Origin of the sequence: Pseudocnuella soli, assembly GCF_004347775.1 — a bacterium.
Taxonomy (GTDB): Bacteria; Bacteroidota; Bacteroidia; order Chitinophagales; family Chitinophagaceae; genus Flavisolibacter; species Flavisolibacter aquaticus.
The window spans coordinates 2641646-2659747 of the sequence record NZ_CP037755.1 but is presented as its reverse complement, the minus strand read 5'-3'; the positions used below and the strand labels follow the sequence as shown (position 1 = coordinate 2659747).

At 50.2% G+C, this 18102-nt stretch carries 12 protein-coding genes; 8 read left to right on the top strand and 4 right to left on the bottom strand.

Features of this window, described 5'->3' with window-relative positions; translation table 11 throughout:
- Positions 1-8: 8 nt before the first annotated feature.
- Together EPD17_RS10830 and EPD17_RS10825 are read left to right on the top strand one after the other, a co-directional pair.
- Positions 9-4082 carry a hypothetical protein gene (locus EPD17_RS10830; protein WP_132054130.1) on the top strand — a complete coding sequence of 1358 codons (4074 nt, stop codon included), beginning with the start codon at positions 9-11 and terminating at the stop codon, positions 4080-4082.
- A gap of 570 nt (positions 4083-4652) precedes the next feature.
- Positions 4653-5093 (top strand): hypothetical protein, encoded by a 441-nt coding sequence (locus EPD17_RS10825; protein WP_132054128.1) that lies wholly within the window; start codon positions 4653-4655, stop codon positions 5091-5093.
- 309 nt (positions 5094-5402) lie between these two features.
- Here EPD17_RS10825 and EPD17_RS10820 read toward each other — a convergent pair whose 3' ends face one another.
- The 3 genes from EPD17_RS10820 to EPD17_RS10810 all read right to left on the bottom strand — a co-directional run bounded on the left by EPD17_RS10820 (position 5403) and on the right by EPD17_RS10810 (position 7481).
- On the bottom strand, positions 5403-6233 hold the full coding sequence (locus EPD17_RS10820) for an alpha/beta fold hydrolase (protein ID WP_132054126.1): 831 nt from the start codon (positions 6231-6233) through the stop codon (positions 5403-5405).
- A 160-nt stretch (positions 6234-6393) separates the two neighbouring features.
- Complete coding sequence (locus tag EPD17_RS10815) at positions 6394-6597, bottom strand: hypothetical protein (RefSeq protein ID WP_123893349.1); 204 nt, start codon at positions 6595-6597, stop codon at positions 6394-6396.
- A gap of 329 nt (positions 6598-6926) precedes the next feature.
- A complete protein-coding gene (locus EPD17_RS10810) occupies positions 6927-7481 on the bottom strand; it encodes an arylesterase (protein WP_240040591.1) in 555 nt (184 codons plus the stop codon).
- 247 nt (positions 7482-7728) lie between these two features.
- On the opposite strand from EPD17_RS10810, the gene EPD17_RS10805 reads away from it, so the two are divergent.
- From EPD17_RS10805 to EPD17_RS10785, 5 genes are all read left to right on the top strand, one after another.
- Positions 7729-8430, top strand: coding sequence for an ABC transporter ATP-binding protein (locus tag EPD17_RS10805; RefSeq protein WP_132054122.1), 702 nt, complete (start codon positions 7729-7731; stop codon positions 8428-8430).
- A 63-nt stretch (positions 8431-8493) separates the two neighbouring features.
- On the top strand, positions 8494-11040 hold the full coding sequence (locus tag EPD17_RS10800; RefSeq protein ID WP_132054120.1) for an ABC transporter permease: 2547 nt from the start codon (positions 8494-8496) through the stop codon (positions 11038-11040).
- Positions 11041-11172: 132 nt separating this feature from the next.
- A complete protein-coding gene (locus EPD17_RS10795) occupies positions 11173-11937 on the top strand; it encodes a hypothetical protein (RefSeq protein WP_132054118.1) in 765 nt (254 codons plus the stop codon).
- A gap of 423 nt (positions 11938-12360) precedes the next feature.
- Positions 12361-13290 (top strand): L-lactate dehydrogenase, encoded by a 930-nt coding sequence (locus EPD17_RS10790; RefSeq protein ID WP_132054116.1) that lies wholly within the window; start codon positions 12361-12363, stop codon positions 13288-13290.
- A gap of 77 nt (positions 13291-13367) precedes the next feature.
- Positions 13368-14480, top strand: a complete 1113-nt coding sequence (locus EPD17_RS10785; RefSeq protein ID WP_132054114.1) for a Gfo/Idh/MocA family protein — start codon at positions 13368-13370, stop codon at positions 14478-14480.
- A 36-nt stretch (positions 14481-14516) separates the two neighbouring features.
- On the opposite strand, the gene cobA is transcribed toward EPD17_RS10785, so the two are convergent.
- On the bottom strand, positions 14517-15296 hold the full coding sequence (cobA, locus tag EPD17_RS10780) for a uroporphyrinogen-III C-methyltransferase (protein WP_132054112.1): 780 nt from the start codon (positions 15294-15296) through the stop codon (positions 14517-14519).
- Between the two features lie 191 nt (positions 15297-15487).
- Between cobA and nirB the strand changes: the two genes are divergently transcribed.
- Positions 15488-17992 (top strand): nitrite reductase large subunit NirB, encoded by a 2505-nt coding sequence (nirB, locus tag EPD17_RS10775; protein ID WP_132054110.1) that lies wholly within the window; start codon positions 15488-15490, stop codon positions 17990-17992.
- Positions 17993-18102 lie beyond the last annotated feature (110 nt).

The following is an 18102-nucleotide window of genomic DNA, read 5'->3' as shown; positions in this document are numbered from 1 at the left end:
TTCAGGCAATGGCCATTGATAAAACACGTTTTACCCTGCTGGCTTTTCCGCAGAGTGTGGACGCAACAGGAAAGCTGTCGCTTAACCTTGTATTTCTTCCACGCAACATTAGCCCGTTGGATGATGTACGAAATGAAGGCACTAGTATAGCGCCGCCGTTTGTTTCGGTGCAACCGCAATTCACAATCAAAATCGGGAACAATCCATCCGAATTTCCAGGAAAACTGCCCGCTCCGCCACACGAAGTCACGCGGCCAATGGACCCCATTGTTTACAGTACACAGGCTGCGGATATTTACAAAACACTGAAAGATGCCAAACAGCCGAACGGTGTGACGCCAAAATATTTCGACATTGATGAAAGCCGTAGTGCCGACCGGGCCGCTGCAGAGAAATTCTCTATTCCAAAGGCGTTGCCTCGCAATACTGCGGTGCGCAAATACCTGCCGTTCTCTTATCGCGAAGCTTTTAATTTCACCGCGCCACGGGTGCCCAATGCGGTTACTGATGACAGTTACCATTGCGCCGTTCGCGATGATAAGCCCGATCCAACTTTTGCGCCCAGCGATGGAAAAGTTAGCTGGGGCAAAGTGTATGCGCACCTGATGCGGCAACCGCTCATGGCAAAAGCGGCTGGTTTAATCTACAACGTAACTGTCCAATTATCGGCCGGCGACCTTGAAAAAGGCGGCTGGATTTATGCCGATATTTTAACCGGCGATTACAGCGCACAACAGGCAGCGTCGGAGCCGGTTGGCACCGATCCTTTTATCAAAAAATATGCAGCTAAAATACCACCGCTGGAGTGGGGCGAGGCCCGCAGCCTTTTTGCCGCCGTTCTTTTTCCTGTGATGAAAAGCGGGCAAAACCCGGAAGGCATTTTTGATGAATTGTTTATTGAATCAGCCCGATACAACGACGGCTTTGCCGGTTTGGTGCACAGCTACCAGCCGCGCAGCCACAACCTGTTGGTGGAACGTGCCGACGGCTTTCACCCACAAAAAGAAATGGGCATCCGGCTGGGCTGGGATGATGAACAAATATTGATCTGGTATTTGCGGCAAATTGGCACCGACGAAAACCTGGGCGACAAACGGCTGGATGCGCCTTTGGGCGTAACCGGCTACTGCATCGATGTGCGGCAGTTTGGCGGCGCTGCCTGGGAAAGCCTGACTGAGGTGGTCAGCAACGGCGCCCTGCAATTGGAAACGATCAATATGGGCAATTATGCAGGGGAGTTGCCTTACCAGGTATATCCTACCAAGCTGGCCGGCAGCTATTGGCTGCCCATGTATTTTGCCAACTGGAATGACCAGTGTATGGTGCTGCCCGATAAACGGGCCGCTGAAATCTATGCTAATGCTGGCGATACCAAACACCCGGCAACGCTGAGTGATATGTACACGGCACCGGCATATACTACTAAACTATTGTATGGCAACCAATACGAATTTCGGGTAAGGATGCGTGATATGAGCGGCGGCGGCCCCGGCGAAAACGGCGAACCGGAAAAGGCACTGCCTGGCATGATCACCACTACGCATTTTAAACGATACATTGCGCCAAATGCTTTGCTGCTGCGCCACACCGACACTGAGTTAAAGCCCAATACCGACGATGTAAATTTTACCCCGAACAGCCTTAAGATGCAACGGCCGCTGCTAGGCTACCCAGCCGTGTTGTATACGGGCCGGTACGTTGAAGCCGATGCACTTACCCGCCTGCGGCAAAACCGCGATGATAATTTTGCCAAACAGGCCTTAGATCAACCCATCGATGGCTTTGGTATTCCGGACCTGGATGTGGTAAAAGTGCAGGTAAAAGTGGAAGTGGAAACGCTGAAGATGGACAACCTGGCCAGCGACGATGGCCGCGAACACTACATCACGCTGTACACCACTTACCGCACATTTGATGCGGCAAATCCGGATGCTTTGCTGGAGGTGCCTATTAACTGGAAAGACCAGCCGATCTTAAAGCTGGGAAATATTACCGAGCCGTTTGACAATGTGGCCGACAATGATACGATTGCACAAACTGCGGGAACTATTGTACTGCCAACAGCAAGGGACATCCGCATGACCATCCGGGCTTGTTGCGAAGGCACCGCCGATTACTGGGGCAATTACAGCGAAACCAATCCCGACCTCGATGCCCGCCTTGGCAAAACCACTGTGCTGTCGCTGCGCAAAGAATCGGCTGTGGAAACGGACCTGTTTACCGGGACGGAAGATCCGCAGGCCATTCAAGGCATTTTGCTGCAACCCGATCCGTTGCGCATCAAACTCAACCCGATATTTTTTAAAACGCTTGATGGCAACAACACACCGGATGCAATGTCCGGCATTGTGCAGCGTTTTGCAAAACAACTGGACGTCCATGCCAAAGAGCTTACGATCACGGCACCGCTGGGTGAACGGATTGCGTTTTGGTGCTCCAACATGGTGCGGCATACCATGGCACCCGACAGTAGCAGCATCACGTTTAGCGGCACCAACGAGTTGCAGGGCCACTGGCTGGTATGCACCAGTTTTTACATTAACCGCGACTGGACCTGGGACAGCCTCGATGCTTTGAGCTTTATTATTGAGCGGAGGCGAAAACAAGGCCGCGAAGCCGACGACATTAGCGCAAAACCTTGGCAGCAGATCGGTTCGCTCGACCTGCAACGCATTGCCAGTTTCCAGGCCATACAAGAAGGTGAAGACGGACTCATCCACCGCGAATACACGAAGATCATCTTGATTGATGTAGTGGATGGAAAACCGCCCATTGGCGAGTTTCCCGACGTAAGCCAGGTTTCCTATAAGATCACACCAAGATTTAAGACCGGGCACACGCCTACCGCTGATGGCCCATTGGAAACACCGGCACTACTGCTGCCGGCAACAGTCAATCCAACCCAAATGCCGAAACTGGTGGGCGCCGGTATTGCGCTGAGCCCGTACAAGCGCAACAAACAGTACAGCGCCACCGAAGCAAGAAAACGATACCTATGGCTGGAGTTTGACCGCAAGCCAGACAACGAAGCCGATGATTTGTTTGCGCGGGTGCTGGCCTATGCCCCCGACCAGTTGCTGTCCAACAACGACCCCTCATTACTGGAGATTCCGGAAGAAAGCAACCTGCCGATTGACCCGGAATACATCAGGGTGATTACACCGGCCAGCAGCCCCGAACATGCCGGGCTCAACGCCATGCAAAAGATGATCAAATCGGATGATAAGGACCGGCACTTTTACATACTGCCGCTGCCGCTGGGCCTCCATGGTGAAAGCACGGAATTGTTTGGTTTTTTCACATACGAGTTCCGGTTTGGCCATAGCGACCGGTTGTGGAGCACAGCGCAGGGAAGATTTGGGCGACCGCTGCGCGTAGCCGGCCTGCAGCACCCGGCGCCCAACCTGCTGGCAATGGTTTCAAGAGACGAGCAACTGCTCCGCGTATCTGCGCCGTTTGCAAAAGCAGTGCTTAATGGAAAAAATGTAACTAGCAACCCACCGCGAACCAGCATCTGGTGCTTGCTGTATGCGCAGGTGCGGCAAGCCGACGGGTTGGATTTCCGCAATATTTTGCTGGCGGAAAAAAGATTGGAACAGAAACCGCCGTCCCGCCACCGCGAATGGCTGAAAATAAAAATGGGTGAAGCCGGGAACAACCCGGTGCTGATCCGGCAATTTGAAATGGAATATGTGCAAAAACTAGCGCGGGAAAAAGAGGCAACCTGGCAGGCCTACGGCGCATGGCAAAACAAGGAAATCCGCGAAATGCTGTACCTGTACGGCCTTCCGGAAGATGCGCCGCTGAGTATTTTGTGTGTTGAAGTGTATGGGCAGATTACCAACATCTACCAGCACATGAACGATGCACGGGCAAAAAAAGAAGCGCTGATCAGCAGCATTGCCAGCAATTACGATCAAACGCTGGCAGCAGGCATCCAGCAGGAAACCTATCGGAAAATGGACGGACCGATACCCGATACCAAACCTATCGATCCATTAAAAACGCAGTTGGGCAGCTTCCGCATTTTGCGCACCTCGCCATTAACCGAAGTGCCATTTATTTGCTGCACTGATTGTTGAGCAAAATTTCTATTATGCCAAAAGGCAGTTCCTCGTGGACTGCCTTTTGTTTTGCCGTTTGTCCAAAATGAACGGGTGCTGCTGCATGTTTTTTACAAAATGTTATTCGGCTTGTCGCAAAAAAAGCCCACTGTAAAAACAGCGGGCGACTAACGATTGCTTGCCATATGTAGAGAGAAATAAAGAAGTTAGCTTGGTTGCTGCTGTAAAACTATAATACACGAATGCATTTGCAACGGTCGCTTGATTGAATTGTAATAATGGGAAGATCAGTTGTAGGTTTTAGTGTATAAGCGTATCGTCAAATGCTTCAGATGTTAGATCATTATTGCAAATGTATTTGGCTAATTACTTTAAGCAGGCTTCTACAACATTCACATGAACATGTGGTTGTATAAAAGCTTTGCGGGCTAAGCGTTTGCAGCGACGGCCACTCTTTCTTTGTTAAGCCTTTTAACAGCCCTTGCCACCCCTCACAATTCACTTGCCCCGGGGTGTAACCCACACTACTTTTGAATCGTCAAACAAACACAGAACAACCAAAACAAATCATACTTCAACTAACAAATCATGAAACCTTTATTTATCCTGCTGACTGTTCTTTCTTCCTTTATGGCCCAGGCCAAAAACAATCCCGGAGGGGAAGTAACACCGGCAGCCCTCAAAAGCTTTAGCATCACCTTTGCGCAGGCAAGCGATGTAACCTGGACCGCCATCGATGATATGTACAAAGTATCTTTCCAGGTGGCCGGCCAGTATGCCTTTGCTTATTACAGCAACAACGGCAACCTGATGGTGGTAACCCGCAACATCTCTTCGCTGCAACTGCCCGTAGTGTTGCTGGCTTCCATTAAAAAAGACTACAACCAAAAGTGGATCTCCGACCTGGTAGAAGTATCGGATGAGAACGGCACTTACTACTATGTAACCCTTGAAGATGCCGATCAAAAGCTCATCCTGAAATCAGACGGTGCCACCCGCTGGAACAAATACCAGAAATACGAAAAGTAAAAGTAAGAAAAGCTTCGGGGTGTTTTGCAATTATTAAAACACAATCCGCATGCCTGCACAGCAGTATTCTATGGTAAAAAATGCCTCTAAGCTTTGTCATGCTGAGCACAGCGAAGCATCCGAGCCAGCACCTTCAAACACCTGAAAAAGAAGGAAGATCAAAATTTAAAATATCGTTCGACTCACCCATCATTACTTCAATATTTCACAAACATACCAAAGCCCTATACATGCATGTAAAACTAGCAGGCATGTATAGGGCTTTTTCCATATAAAATCCCAATAAGAATAATCCGCCGCAGAAAACCTTTAAATAAACTCCTGGGTTGCTTTTACAATCTGTCTTGCCCCTTCGCCATACAGCATCGTTAAATGATTGCCTCGAATTTCATGATAGGTACAATTTTGCATCAACTGCACCGTGGCTAATGCCTGTGGTACCGGCAGCAGCGGCGCCTCTAAAGTATATGGGTCCGGTGCATTGAACAGCAGCGCCGGGTGAGGAATATCACTGATGATGTCCGTCCATGGTTCTTCCAACACCTGCGTAATCGCTTCCGTCATATGTGCGGGTTGGCTGCGCTGCGTTACGGAGCCGTCGCTATTTTCGGCCACATCTGCCTGGTAATAAGCCATCATGGCCGGATCCCAAAAAGTAAGGAACGGTGCTTTGGTAGCACCTTTAAGATATGTATCGAACGAAGTGTATGTTTTTCCCAAACGGGTCATCACCGGCCGCAGCATGTCCATAATATCGGGATGCATTTGTGCAGCCGCATCAATCAACACCAGCTTCTCTACACGATCGGGATAATGCGCCGCAATGTAAAAACTTACCCAGGCGCCAAACGAATGGCCACCAACATGTGCACGGCTTATATCCAGCGCATCCATCAATTCAATGATATCTGCTGCATGATCGGCCATGGTGTAGCCATGCTCCGGCGCATCACTAAGGCCGCGTCCCCGCAGGTCAACTGAAATAATCCGTAGGCCTTTTGTTAATCCTTGTGCCACCAATCCTTCAAAACAAAATGCGTTGGAAGTTAGGCCATGCATCAGGATCAATGTGGGCCCGTCGCCCTGGTAATCGAGATAATGCAGGCGTATATTGTTGGCAACAACGTAGTTTGATTTCATTATATAGTTCTGGTATTAAAAAGCAGGGCACCAGGCCCTGCAAGTTGCATCTGCCAAAGCAAAAAAACAAAACGCTGGAGAAAATAATACGAGCCGGTTTTAGGGTACAGGCTGCCCTGTGCTGCAAGCAGCACAACCGTGGGGTACAAAGCAGCGCTACTTATGGCGTTTTGCCATCCAGCGCTTTCACCAGCGGATGTTCTTCCAGGTTGATGTGATCGGTAGAAATTACCACCTTGCTGATTTCTTCATCGCTGATGTGGTGATTCGGATCTTCCATGTGCCGCTTAACAATTTCGCGGGTGCCTACTGCGTTGGCATCTTCCGGAGTTGGGTTGGCGGCATTTGTTGCAGGTACTTTCATATAGCGAAGGTTGAGGGTAAACTTTTCAAAAAGATAGATAAAAATATCGTTCCAAAATTGCCGCGGCGGATTTTGCGGTAAATAAACTGATCTTGAGCATGATAGCGCTTCCTCTTAAAATCGGCTGCAATCAATTTGTGTCAAAAACTGCTCAGCAGTTTCATTCCGCGGGGAAAGAAATTTACAATGCTCTGCTTGTTGTTATCGCCCTGTGTTGTTAGTTTAGTTTTCTATTCAAAGGCTGCGTCATTTGTTCCCGAAGCCGTAACTCCGGGGGTACTGAAAGCCAACAGTAGATAGTGAGGCCCATACAGGGCCTCACTTGTTTTTTACAAAATCGGCTGCAGCACCGTCCATACATTTTGCGCCAGTATGCGGGCTCCTTCAGCGGTTGGGTGTATGCCGTCTTCCTGGTTTAGTTCCACTTCGCCACCTACCCCTTCCAGCAGAAAAGGCACCAGCGCAATATTGTTTGCTTTTGCCAGTTCCGAGAAAATTTGTGCAAATGAGGTTGCATAGGTTTGTCCCATATTAGGCGGCACCTGCATACCAGTCAACACTATTTTCGCCCCGGGATATTTTGCCCGAACCTTATCAATGATCCCCTGCAGGTTTTGTTTGGTTTGCGCCACCGGAATGCCGCGCAGGCCATCGTTTGCACCGAGTTCCAAAACAAACACATCGAGCGGCTGCTGCAATATCCAATCGATTCGTGACAACCCGCCTGATGTTGTTTCGCCACTCACGCCTGCATTTACCACGTTGTACGGCAGGTTGGCTGAATCAATTTTATTTTGAATAACCGCGGGAAATGCTTCAGCAGTACTGGCAAGGCCATAACCGGCAGTAAGGCTATTGCCAAAAAACACTATGTTCTTTTTCACTGTATTGCGGGTCGTATTCGTAGTTGTATCCGCAGCGGCATTATTGGTTGTGGAACTATTGTTGCCGCAGCTTGTTATTATTCCTAAAAATGCAGCGAACAAAAACCGGTAGTACATCTTCATCATTGGTATTGCGTATTATATCATCTTGCTAACAACTGAAATTAAACTATTCTGTTATTTTTATCGGAAACGTGGCGCCACACGCCATTGCTTCTTCATTCCAATCAATAATCATCCCCGAACCATGCCGACCATACTCGACATAACAAACGTCAGGAAAATATACCAAAGCGCAGGACGAACCCTCACCGTACTCGACGACATTAGCTTTTCGGTGGAGGAAGGCGCTACCATGTCGATTGTTGGCCCATCGGGTAGTGGTAAAACAACATTGCTGGGGCTTGCAGCGGGCCTCGACCGGGCTTCATCCGGATCTATTGCATTAAACGGTATTGCGTTGGATGGCTTAAACGAAGACCAGCGTGCCGCAGTGCGAAACCAGCATGTAGGTTTTATTTTTCAAAACTTTCAATTGCTGCCCACACTTACCGCATTGGAAAATGTGATGGTGCCGCTGGAGCTGCGTGGCGCAAAAGGGATCAAAAACAAAGCACTAGACCTGCTCAAACGTGTGGGCCTAGGCGAACGGGGACACCACTACCCAACGCAGTTGAGCGGCGGCGAACAGCAACGCGTTTCGCTGGCCCGGGCTTTTATTAATCAACCGCGCATTTTGTTTGCCGACGAACCAACCGGCAACCTGGATGCTGAAACCAGCGAACGCATCATCGAACTGATTTTTAACCTGAATAAAGAAGCGGGCACTACGCTGGTGCTGGTTACCCACGACCTAGACCTGGCCAATAAAACCGGCCGCATTTTACGCATCAAAGGCGGTCGCATTGTTTCCGACGAGCCGACGCTGAACGCTGCATTCGCTGTATAAATCATTGCATCTTAACCATCTCATTTGCTGCGCTCAACCGCAGCTTACAAAAGCTTTCCCAGCATGCACCCATCCAATAAATGGAACCTTTCCTGGCTGTTGTTAATGGCATGGCGCGACAGCCGCAGAAACCGGTCGCGACTACTGCTTTTTGTTTCCTCCATCGTATTGGGCATTGCTGCATTGGTGGCCATTTACTCGCTGAGCGACAACATGCGGCAGGAAGTATCCAAACAAGCCGCGGCCTTATTGGGAGTTGAACTTGAGATCAGTGGCAACCGCGAGCCGAGCCCCGCTATTCAAAAGTTGGTGGATTCGATTGGCGGCCAACGGTCGGAGGAGCGGAACTTTACTTCGATGGTTTATTTTCCAAAAACCGAAGGCTCGCGGCTGGTGCAGGTGCGGGCATTGAGCGGCGGCTTTCCCTATTACGGCGAACTGGAAACAGTGCCCGCCACCGCAGGCCGCAGCTTTCGCAATGGCCGGCAGGCGTTGGTTGACCAAACGCTGTTGTTGCAGTTTGGCGCGAAAGTGGGCGATTCGGTGCGGGTGGGCAATTTGGTGTTTGCGATCGCCGGCGAGTTGTTGGGTGCACCGGGACAAACAGGTGTTTCAGCAGCAGTTGCTCCCATAGTGTATATACCCTTGCAATACCTGCCGCAAACCGGGTTGATGCAAAAGGGCAGCCGCATCAATTATAAGTTTTATTTGCAACCGGCGAAAAAGCTGAACACAAAAGCTTTTGAAGAAAAAACGGTTCCAGTGATTGAAGACGAAGGCTGGAATTACGAAACCGTTGCCAGCCAACGCGAAGACACCAACCGCTCCCTCTCCGACCTGACACAGTTCCTTGCCCTGGTTAGTTTTATCGCATTATTGCTTGGTTGTATTGGTGTGGCCAGCGCCATCCATATCTATGTGCGGGAAAAAATTGCAGCCATTGCGGTGTTGCGTTGCCTGGGTGCACAGGCCCGCCAGGCGTTTTTAATTTACCTGCTACAAATCATTGTGATTGGGGCAATCGGGTCGATCATTGGCGCAGTGCTGGGCACCATCATTCAACAGGCGTTGCCCGCTGTGCTGCAGGAGTTTTTACCTTTTACCATCGATGCATCTATTTCGTGGCCGGCTATTGCACAAGGCATTGTGCTGGGCATCACCATATCGGCCTTGTTTGCGCTGCTGCCGCTGGTTTCCATCCGCAATATTTCGCCGCTCAACACGCTGCGCATTTCGCTGCAGCCGGCCACGCTGTTTCGCGATAAAATGAAATGGCTGGTGTACCTGCTGATCCTCCTGTTTATATTCGGGTTTAGCTGGATCCAATTGGGCGGTTGGGGAAAAGCGCTGGCTTTTACGCTGGGCGTTGTTGGTGCATTTTTAGTGCTGGCTGGCATTGCCGCACTCCTTGTTTGGGCAGTGCGTCGCTTTTTCCCGCAGTCGTGGCCCTACATCGGCCGGCAGGGTTTGGCCAATTTATTCCGGCCGAACAATCAAACTACTATCCTCATCGTGGCCATCGGTTTGGGCACTGCATTTATTTGTACCCTTTTTTCCATCCAATCGCTGCTGCTCAACCGGGTTCAACTTTCCGCTAGTGGGAACCAGCCCAACACGGTGCTGTTTGACATACAACCCGCACAGCGGCAGCAATTGATTGCCTTAACCACCGCACAAGGTCTGCCGGTGCAGGGCACCGTGCCCATTGTAAACATGCGGCTTGAGGGTGTGAACGATATTACCGCAACCCGCCTGCAGCAGGACAGCACGATTAAGATGCAGCGCTGGCTGTTTAGCCGCGAATACCGCGTTACGTTTCGCGACTCCATTACCGCCGCAGAAAAAATAACGAGTGGCAAATGGCAGGGCAATGCGAATGCCCAGAACGGCTTTGTGCCTATCTCATTGGAAGAACGTTTTGCCCAACGAAATGATATTTCGGTGGGCGACTCGATGTTGTTTAACGTGCAAGGCGCCATGATCAATACAGTGGTGGGCAGTCTTCGCTCTGTGGATTGGAACCGGATACAAACCAATTTTCTCGTTGTGTTTCCCAAAGGTGTGCTGGAAGCTGCCCCACAATTTCATGTGCTGCTGACACGGGTGCCCAACAAAGAAGCTGCTGCCCGCTTTCAACAGGCGGTGGTTCGCCAGTTTCCCAATATTTCCATCATTGACCTAGGCCTTGTTTTAAGCGTCATTGATAAGCTGTTGGATAAAGTGGGTTTTGTGATCCAGTTCATGGCGGGTTTCAGCATCATCACCGGCCTGGTGGTACTGATCGCGTCGGTGCTCATCAGCAAATACCAGCGCATCCAGGAAAGCGTGTTGCTGCGTACCCTTGGGGCCAACCGGCGGCAGATTTTATGGATCACTGCATTGGAATATTTTTTCCTCGGCGCACTGGCAGCGCTTGCCGGCATTGTACTGTCGCTGGCAGGCAGCTGGCTGCTGGCCAGGTATGTTTTTGAAACGGCTTTCACACCGCAGTGGGGTTCGCTGTTGCTGGTGGCGCTGGCCATTTCGGGGCTTACCGTCCTCATTGGTATGTTCAACAGCCGCGCCGTACTGAGCCGGCCGCCGTTGGAAATATTGCGTGAAGAAGTTTAATGCGCCCTAATCCATTTTATTTTTAAACAAAAACACCCAGTTTTTTGCTCCGCTTAGGTTGCACACCCGGCACGACTTTGGTTTTACAACCACTGTGAGCCAACAGTAGATTGTGTAATTAAACGGAAGATTATGTGGAACTGGATATTGATGGGAAGTTTAACCGCATTGAGCTTTGACGCAGCAGCGCAGGGCAATACACGCATCGCATCAGGTACGCCACTGCGCTGGAGCATGAATGGCAGCATTGAAGTAATGGAAGGCGACCTTGCCCGCCACTACGGATCGAACGACACAGCCAATGCCATGCGCAGGCAAACTGCATTGTATAATACCGGCCTGGGCAGTCCCCGCGATACACGCTTTGCATCGGTGCAGGCACAGTGCAGCAACAATGAAATGAGCCTCAACTGGGTGGCAATACAGCCCGGCGGCGCCGACCGGTATGAACTGGAACAAAGTAGTGATGGCACTAACTGGAAAGTTGTAGGCGTGGTGCTGGCCAATCAGAACGATCGTGGTCATTCCTCATATCAATTTAATTACAACAGCACCGCCAGTGATGTGTTGTTCCGGATTGCGGCAAAGGCCATCTCCGGCGAACGGGTGGCTAGTGCGCCATTCCTTTCACCTTGCAGCAACGAAGCATATATTGGTGCTACACCCAACCCGGTTTACAGCAATACATCTTTGCGCATTGGCTCGCCTGGCACTGCACGGGTAAAAGTGTTGCTGTTTGATTCGCGTGGTGTGCCCCATTACAGCACCGACTTTAACCTGACCCGCGGCATCAATCATATTCCGTTACAAATGAGTTCATTGCCCATTGGTCAATACAGTGCTGTAGTGCGTTGGATGAATGGCCGCCAGCAGGTCATTCCATTGGTGAAGAATTAATTGCAAACACCGAATCTTTTTTTCGGAAAAAAGTAGCATGAGCCTGTGTTTTATTCAGGAAATCCGTCGAATAAAACACAGGCATTTTCATGTATAAAAGTGTCAGAGTCTTTTGAATTTTAATAATGATGAACCACAATGGTGTGCACATAAACAGCTACAGCAATAAACAAGCATTTGCTGTTGCGCAGTGCCGTATTTTTGAAAAGATCAATTGAGTTCGCAATAGCTCCGGTGCTCAACCACCCAAGCACTATAACGGTGTGAAGTGTTGGTCCTGACCTGATACCAGCGATTTTGAATATTACTTTTGGAAGCAACTTACCTTGGAGTGCAATCATTGTATCTAGAAAACACCTCCACATTGATACTTACAGTGCAGGATAACCGAACTTTATTTACCAAACGATAACCAATATTTCGATGATAGAAAATACGCCTAAAAAAACAAGAATTGTAGTAATTGGCGTGGGTGCCGTCGGCTCCACCACTGCATACACGTTGCTGCTGCGCGGCCGCATGGACGAACTGGTACTGATCGATGCCAACAAGGAAAAAGCCATTGGCGATGCGCTGGACATGAACCACGGAATCCCGTTTACCAGCAAAGCAAAAGTGTGGGCCGGCAGCTACGAAGACTGCGCCGATGCCGATATCATTATCATTACCGCAGGGGCTGCACAGCGGGCCGGCGAATCGCGGGTGGACCTGCTCAAACGCAATGTGGCCATTTTTGAAAGCATCACCGACCAGGTGCTGCAATACAACCAAACCGGCATCCTGCTTATTGCCAGTAACCCGGTGGACATCATGAGTTATTTTACCTGGAAAAAATCGGGCTGGCCCGTAAACCGCGTGATTGGCTCCGGAACTATTTTAGACAGTGCCCGCCTGCGCTACCTAATCGGCGACAAAATGCAAATTGATCCGCGCAGTGTGCATGCACATATTGTGGGCGAACACGGCGACTCGGAATTGCCGCTCTGGAGCCTGGCTAATATTGCGGGTTCAGAAATATTATTGAGCGAAGAAGACAAGCAGGAGATTTTTGCCAATACCCGCGATGCTGCGTACCAGATCATCCAGGCAAAAGGCGCGACCTTTTATGCCATTGCATTGGCGCTGGACCGCATCTGCACCGCCATTTTACGCAACGAAGCTTCGGTGCTCAACGTATCCACACTGCTGCAGGATTATCATGGCATCAGCGACGTGTTTTTAGGCGTTCCCTGCATTGTCGACCACAGCGGTGTTAGAGAAGTGTTGTCGCTGAACATAAATTACCACGAAAAACAATTGCTGCAAAAATCTGCAGACAAACTAAAAGGGCTGATTGAATCCATTGCCATTTAAGGGGCCGTTTGTATTGGCGATAAATTCAATATCTTTCTGCCCATAGTTTTTACACCAACCAAACCGTAATACCAACCATGCGATCACGCCGCAACTTTTTACAGGCCGCAACGGCCACCGCTTTAAGTGTTCCATTTATCAACTGGCGCATTGCCCCGGAAACAGCAAACGGCGATGCGCCGCAAAAGATTTTACGCGTAGCCATTATGGGCCTGGGCAGCTATGGCACCCGGGTAGCAGATGCCATGAAAGATTGCACCAAAGCCAAGCTGGTAGGCGCCATCAGCGGCACCCCATCGAAGCTTACCGACTGGCAGCGCAAATACGGAATTCCCGAAAAAAACTGCTACAACTACGAAAACTTTGATGCGATAAAAGACAACAAAGACATTGATGCCGTGTACATCATTACCCCTAATGCGCTGCACCATCCGCAAACGCTGCGGGTGGCCAAGGCCGGCAAACATGTGATTTGTGAAAAGCCCATGGCCATCAATGCAAAAGAAGGCCGCGAAATGGTGGCCGCCTGCAAAGCTGCCGGCGTAAAATTGCTGATTGGCTACCGCCTGCATTTTGAACCCAAAACCCTCGAGATTGTGCGGATGCGCCAATCAGGCGAAATGGGCAAGGCACTGTTCTTCCAGGGGCTTTCGGGCTTCCGCATTGGTGATCCTACGCAGTGGCGACTGAACCGCAAACTGGCAGGTGGCGGTGCCATGATGGACATTGGTATTTATTCGGTTAATGGTGCCCGTTACATGATTGGCGAAGACCCGGTGTGGGTAACGGCACAGGAAACAAAAAACGACCCGGTGAAATTCAAAGAAGGCGTGGATGAAACCATCACGTTCCAGTTTGGATTTCCAAGCGGCGCTACCGCTTCCTGTCTTTCTACTTACAGCATGAACAACCTGGACCGCTTTTTTGTCAATGGCGAACGCGGCTTTGGCGAACTGATGCCGGCCACAGGCTATGGCCCCATCCAGGGCCGCACACACAAGGGGCCGCTTACACAGCCGCACACTACGCACCAAACTCTGCAAATGGATGGCATGGCCGACATTATATTGAACAACCAACAGAACATGGTGCCAGTAGATGGCGAGGAGGGCCTGAAGGATATGATTATTGTTGATGCGATCTATGAAGCTGCAAAGACCGGCAAAAAAGTAGCTATTAAGTACACATAACAACGGTTTGCAAAAGCATATTTAAAAGGAATGGTGTTACTGCCATTCCTTTTTTTGTACCAGCGCCTGCACCTGTGCACCCAATTGGCTTGGGTGAAGTTTTACTACCTCACCTACAATGATAATTGCGGGATTAGTAAGCCCGGCATGCTGCACCCGGAAATAAATATCCTTAACCGTGCCCACCACCATTTGCTCGGTGGGCAGCGTCCCGTTTTGGATCACCGCAACCGGTGTGTCGCTCTTCCAGTGCTGGGCAAAAATTTCGGCTATGGTTTCAAGCTTACTCATTGCCATTAAAATAATGACCGTAGCAGAAGACTGCGCAGCGAGGTGAATGTCCGGAGAAATGGAACCATCCTTTGTAGTGCCGGTGGTTACCCAAAAACTTTCGTTGACGCCACGGCATGTGAGTGGAATCATTTGCGAAGCCGGTACTGCCAATGCACTGGAAATACCCGGCACCACCGCTACGCCGATACCGTGCCGAGTGGCCATTTCCAACTCTTCCTGAGCCCTGCCAAACACAAACGGATCGCCACCTTTGAGCCGCACCACATGCCCATATGTAAAGGCCGATTCCACAATCAGGTCATTTATTTCCTGTTGCGACAGCGCATGGCAGCCATACCGTTTTCCTACAAAAGTGCGGACGGCGCCGGGGGCCGCGTGGGACAGCAGTTCCGGGCTTGCCAGCGCATCATATAAAATGACATTTGCCGATGCAATAGCTTTGATCGCTTTTAGGGTAATAAGCTCCGGATCACCGGGACCAGCACCAACTAATGTCAGAAAAGGATGAGGTTTTAATTCCATATTATTTATTTAAATATTTATTTATAAATATAGAAACTGGTAGTTTTTTCATCTCAAATTAAAATTTAATTTGGCTATTAAACGATTTGTTAATTAAATTTATACTCAACAACGAGAAATAGTGAACGATATATTTCTCTTGAATATTTTCTTTTGCCTGCCATTGTATCTCACAACTAAATCATTCCAACATGAACATCATCGTTGTCGGCAATGGTATGGTCGGGTTTAAATTTTGCGAAAAACTGTTGCAGAAAAACCTGGCACCCTCAGTTAAGATTACCGTTTTTGGAGAAGAAATACGACCCGCTTACGACCGGGTGCATCTGAGTAGTTTTTTTGAAGGTAAAACTGCTGAAGACTTGAGCATGGCGCCCCAATCGTGGTACGAGGACAACGGCATAACGCTGCACCTCTCCGATCCTATCCAGGCTATCGAACGTATTGAAAAAACGGTTACCTCTCACCGTGGCATCACCCTTCCATACGATTACCTGGTACTGGCAACCGGATCGGCCGCCTTTGTGCCGCCCATTCCCGGCATGGATAAGCAGGGTGTGTTTATTTACCGCACTATTGAAGACCTGGAGCTGATGCAACACTGGGCGCCTCGTGCCCGTAAAGGCGCTGTAATTGGTGGTGGCCTGTTGGGCCTTGAAGCCGCTAAGGCCCTGCTCGATCTGGGTTTGTCCACAACGCATGTCATTGAATTTGCACCCCGCCTCATGCCTCGCCAGATCGATGAAGCCGGCTCGCAAATGTTGCAATCGAAATTGGAAGCATTGGGCCTGCAGGTTCACCTGTCGAAAAACACGGCGGCCATTACCGGCGGCGATGCCATCAGCGGGTTGGCGTTTGCCGATGGCAGCGCCATTGATGCCGACATGCTGGTGGTATCGGCAGGCATTAAGCCCAGAGATGAACTGGCTAAACAATGCGGCCTGGAGGTGGGTTCACGTGGCGGTATCGTGGTAAACAACAACATGCAAACCAGCGACCCGAGTATTTTTGCCATTGGCGAATGTGCCCTGCACGGCAGCATGATATACGGGCTGGTAGCACCGGGCTATGAAATGGCCGAAGTGGTGGCTACCCAACTTGTGGGCGGTGCCAAAGAATTTACCGGCTTCGACATGAGCACCAAGCTCAAACTGGTAGGCACTGATGTTGCTTCGTTTGGCGATCCGTTCATTGGGCCCAAAGAAGCCCGCACTATTATTTTTGAAGACACCGTAAAAGGTATATACAAACGCATCAATGTAAGCAACGATGGCAAACTCCTGCTGGGCGGCATCCTGGTGGGCGATGCATCGGCATACAACATGTTGTTGCAGACTGCTAAAAATGGGCTGGCACTGCCGCCCAATCCGGAAGACCTGATACTGGGCAACCGCAGTGGCGCCGCACAGGAAGGTGCAGGCGTTTCGGCGCTGCCCGACGATGCGCTGATTTGCAGTTGCGAAAGCATCAGTAAAGCGCAGATCTGCAATGCAGTGTCGGAAGGCGGTTGCGAAAACCTGGATGCCATTAAAAAATGCACCAAGGCCGGAACCGGCTGTGGTGGCTGCATTCCGATGGTGAAAGACCTGATGCTGCACACCATGAAACAGGGCGGCAAATACGTACGCAATGTATTATGCGAACATTTTCAATATTCCCGCCAGGAGCTGTTTGATCTGATCAAATTAAAAAACCTGGTGACCTACGATGAAGCACTTGACCACCTCGGTGCCGGCGATGGCTGCGAAGTATGCAAACCTGCAGTGGCTTCTATTCTTGCATCTCTTTGGAACGACCTGATCCTCGACAAAGGCAACGATACTGCGCAAGATTCGAACGACCGGTTTTTAGCCAATATCCAAAAAGGCGGCACCTACTCGGTGGTGCCCCGCATCCCCGGCGGCGAGATTACACCGGAAAAACTGATTACCATTGGGCAGGTAGCACAGAAATATGCCTTATACACCAAAATAACCGGCGGCCAACGCATTGACCTGTTTGGTGCACACCTGGGCGACCTGCCGGCTATTTGGGAGGAACTGATTGCCGCCGGCTTTGAAAGCGGTCATGCTTATGGCAAATCGCTGCGTACCGTGAAAAGCTGCGTTGGCTCCACCTGGTGCCGCTTTGGCCTGCACGACAGTGTAAGTTTTGCCATACAAATTGAAGAACGCTACCGCGGCCTGCGTGCTCCGCACAAACTAAAATCTGCAGTATCAGGCTGCATCCGCGAATGCGCCGAAGCACAATCAAAAGACTTCGGCATCATTGCCACCGACAAAGGCTGGAACCTGTATGTGTGCGGCAATGGCGGTTCCAAACCGCAACACGCTAAGCTATTAGCAACCGACCTGAGCAGCGAAACCTGCATCAAATACATCGACCGGTTCCTGATGTTTTACATAAAAACCGCCGACCCGCTTACCCGCACTGCTACCTGGCTCAACAAGCTGGATGGCGGCATCGATTACCTGCGCAATGTGGTGGTAAATGACAGCCTTGGTATGGCGGCGCAGTTTGAAGCGGAAATGCAAGGCTTGGTGGACAACTACACCTGCGAATGGAAAGCAGTGGTGGAAAGCCCGCAACTACGCAAAAGGTTTACCCACTTCATTAACGCACCGGAAGAAAAAGATCCTACCGTACAATTTGAAACCATGCGTGGCCAGCGGAAAGCTGCCGATTGGAATTCATAATTGCCTTTTGCCCTGCCAGGCATTTGCAGTTTTGAGTTTCAAAAAAGATCGGCTTCCACTTTCCTCTTCGCCGCTTGGTTTCTGTTCATATTCCCATCATTAAAAACCTA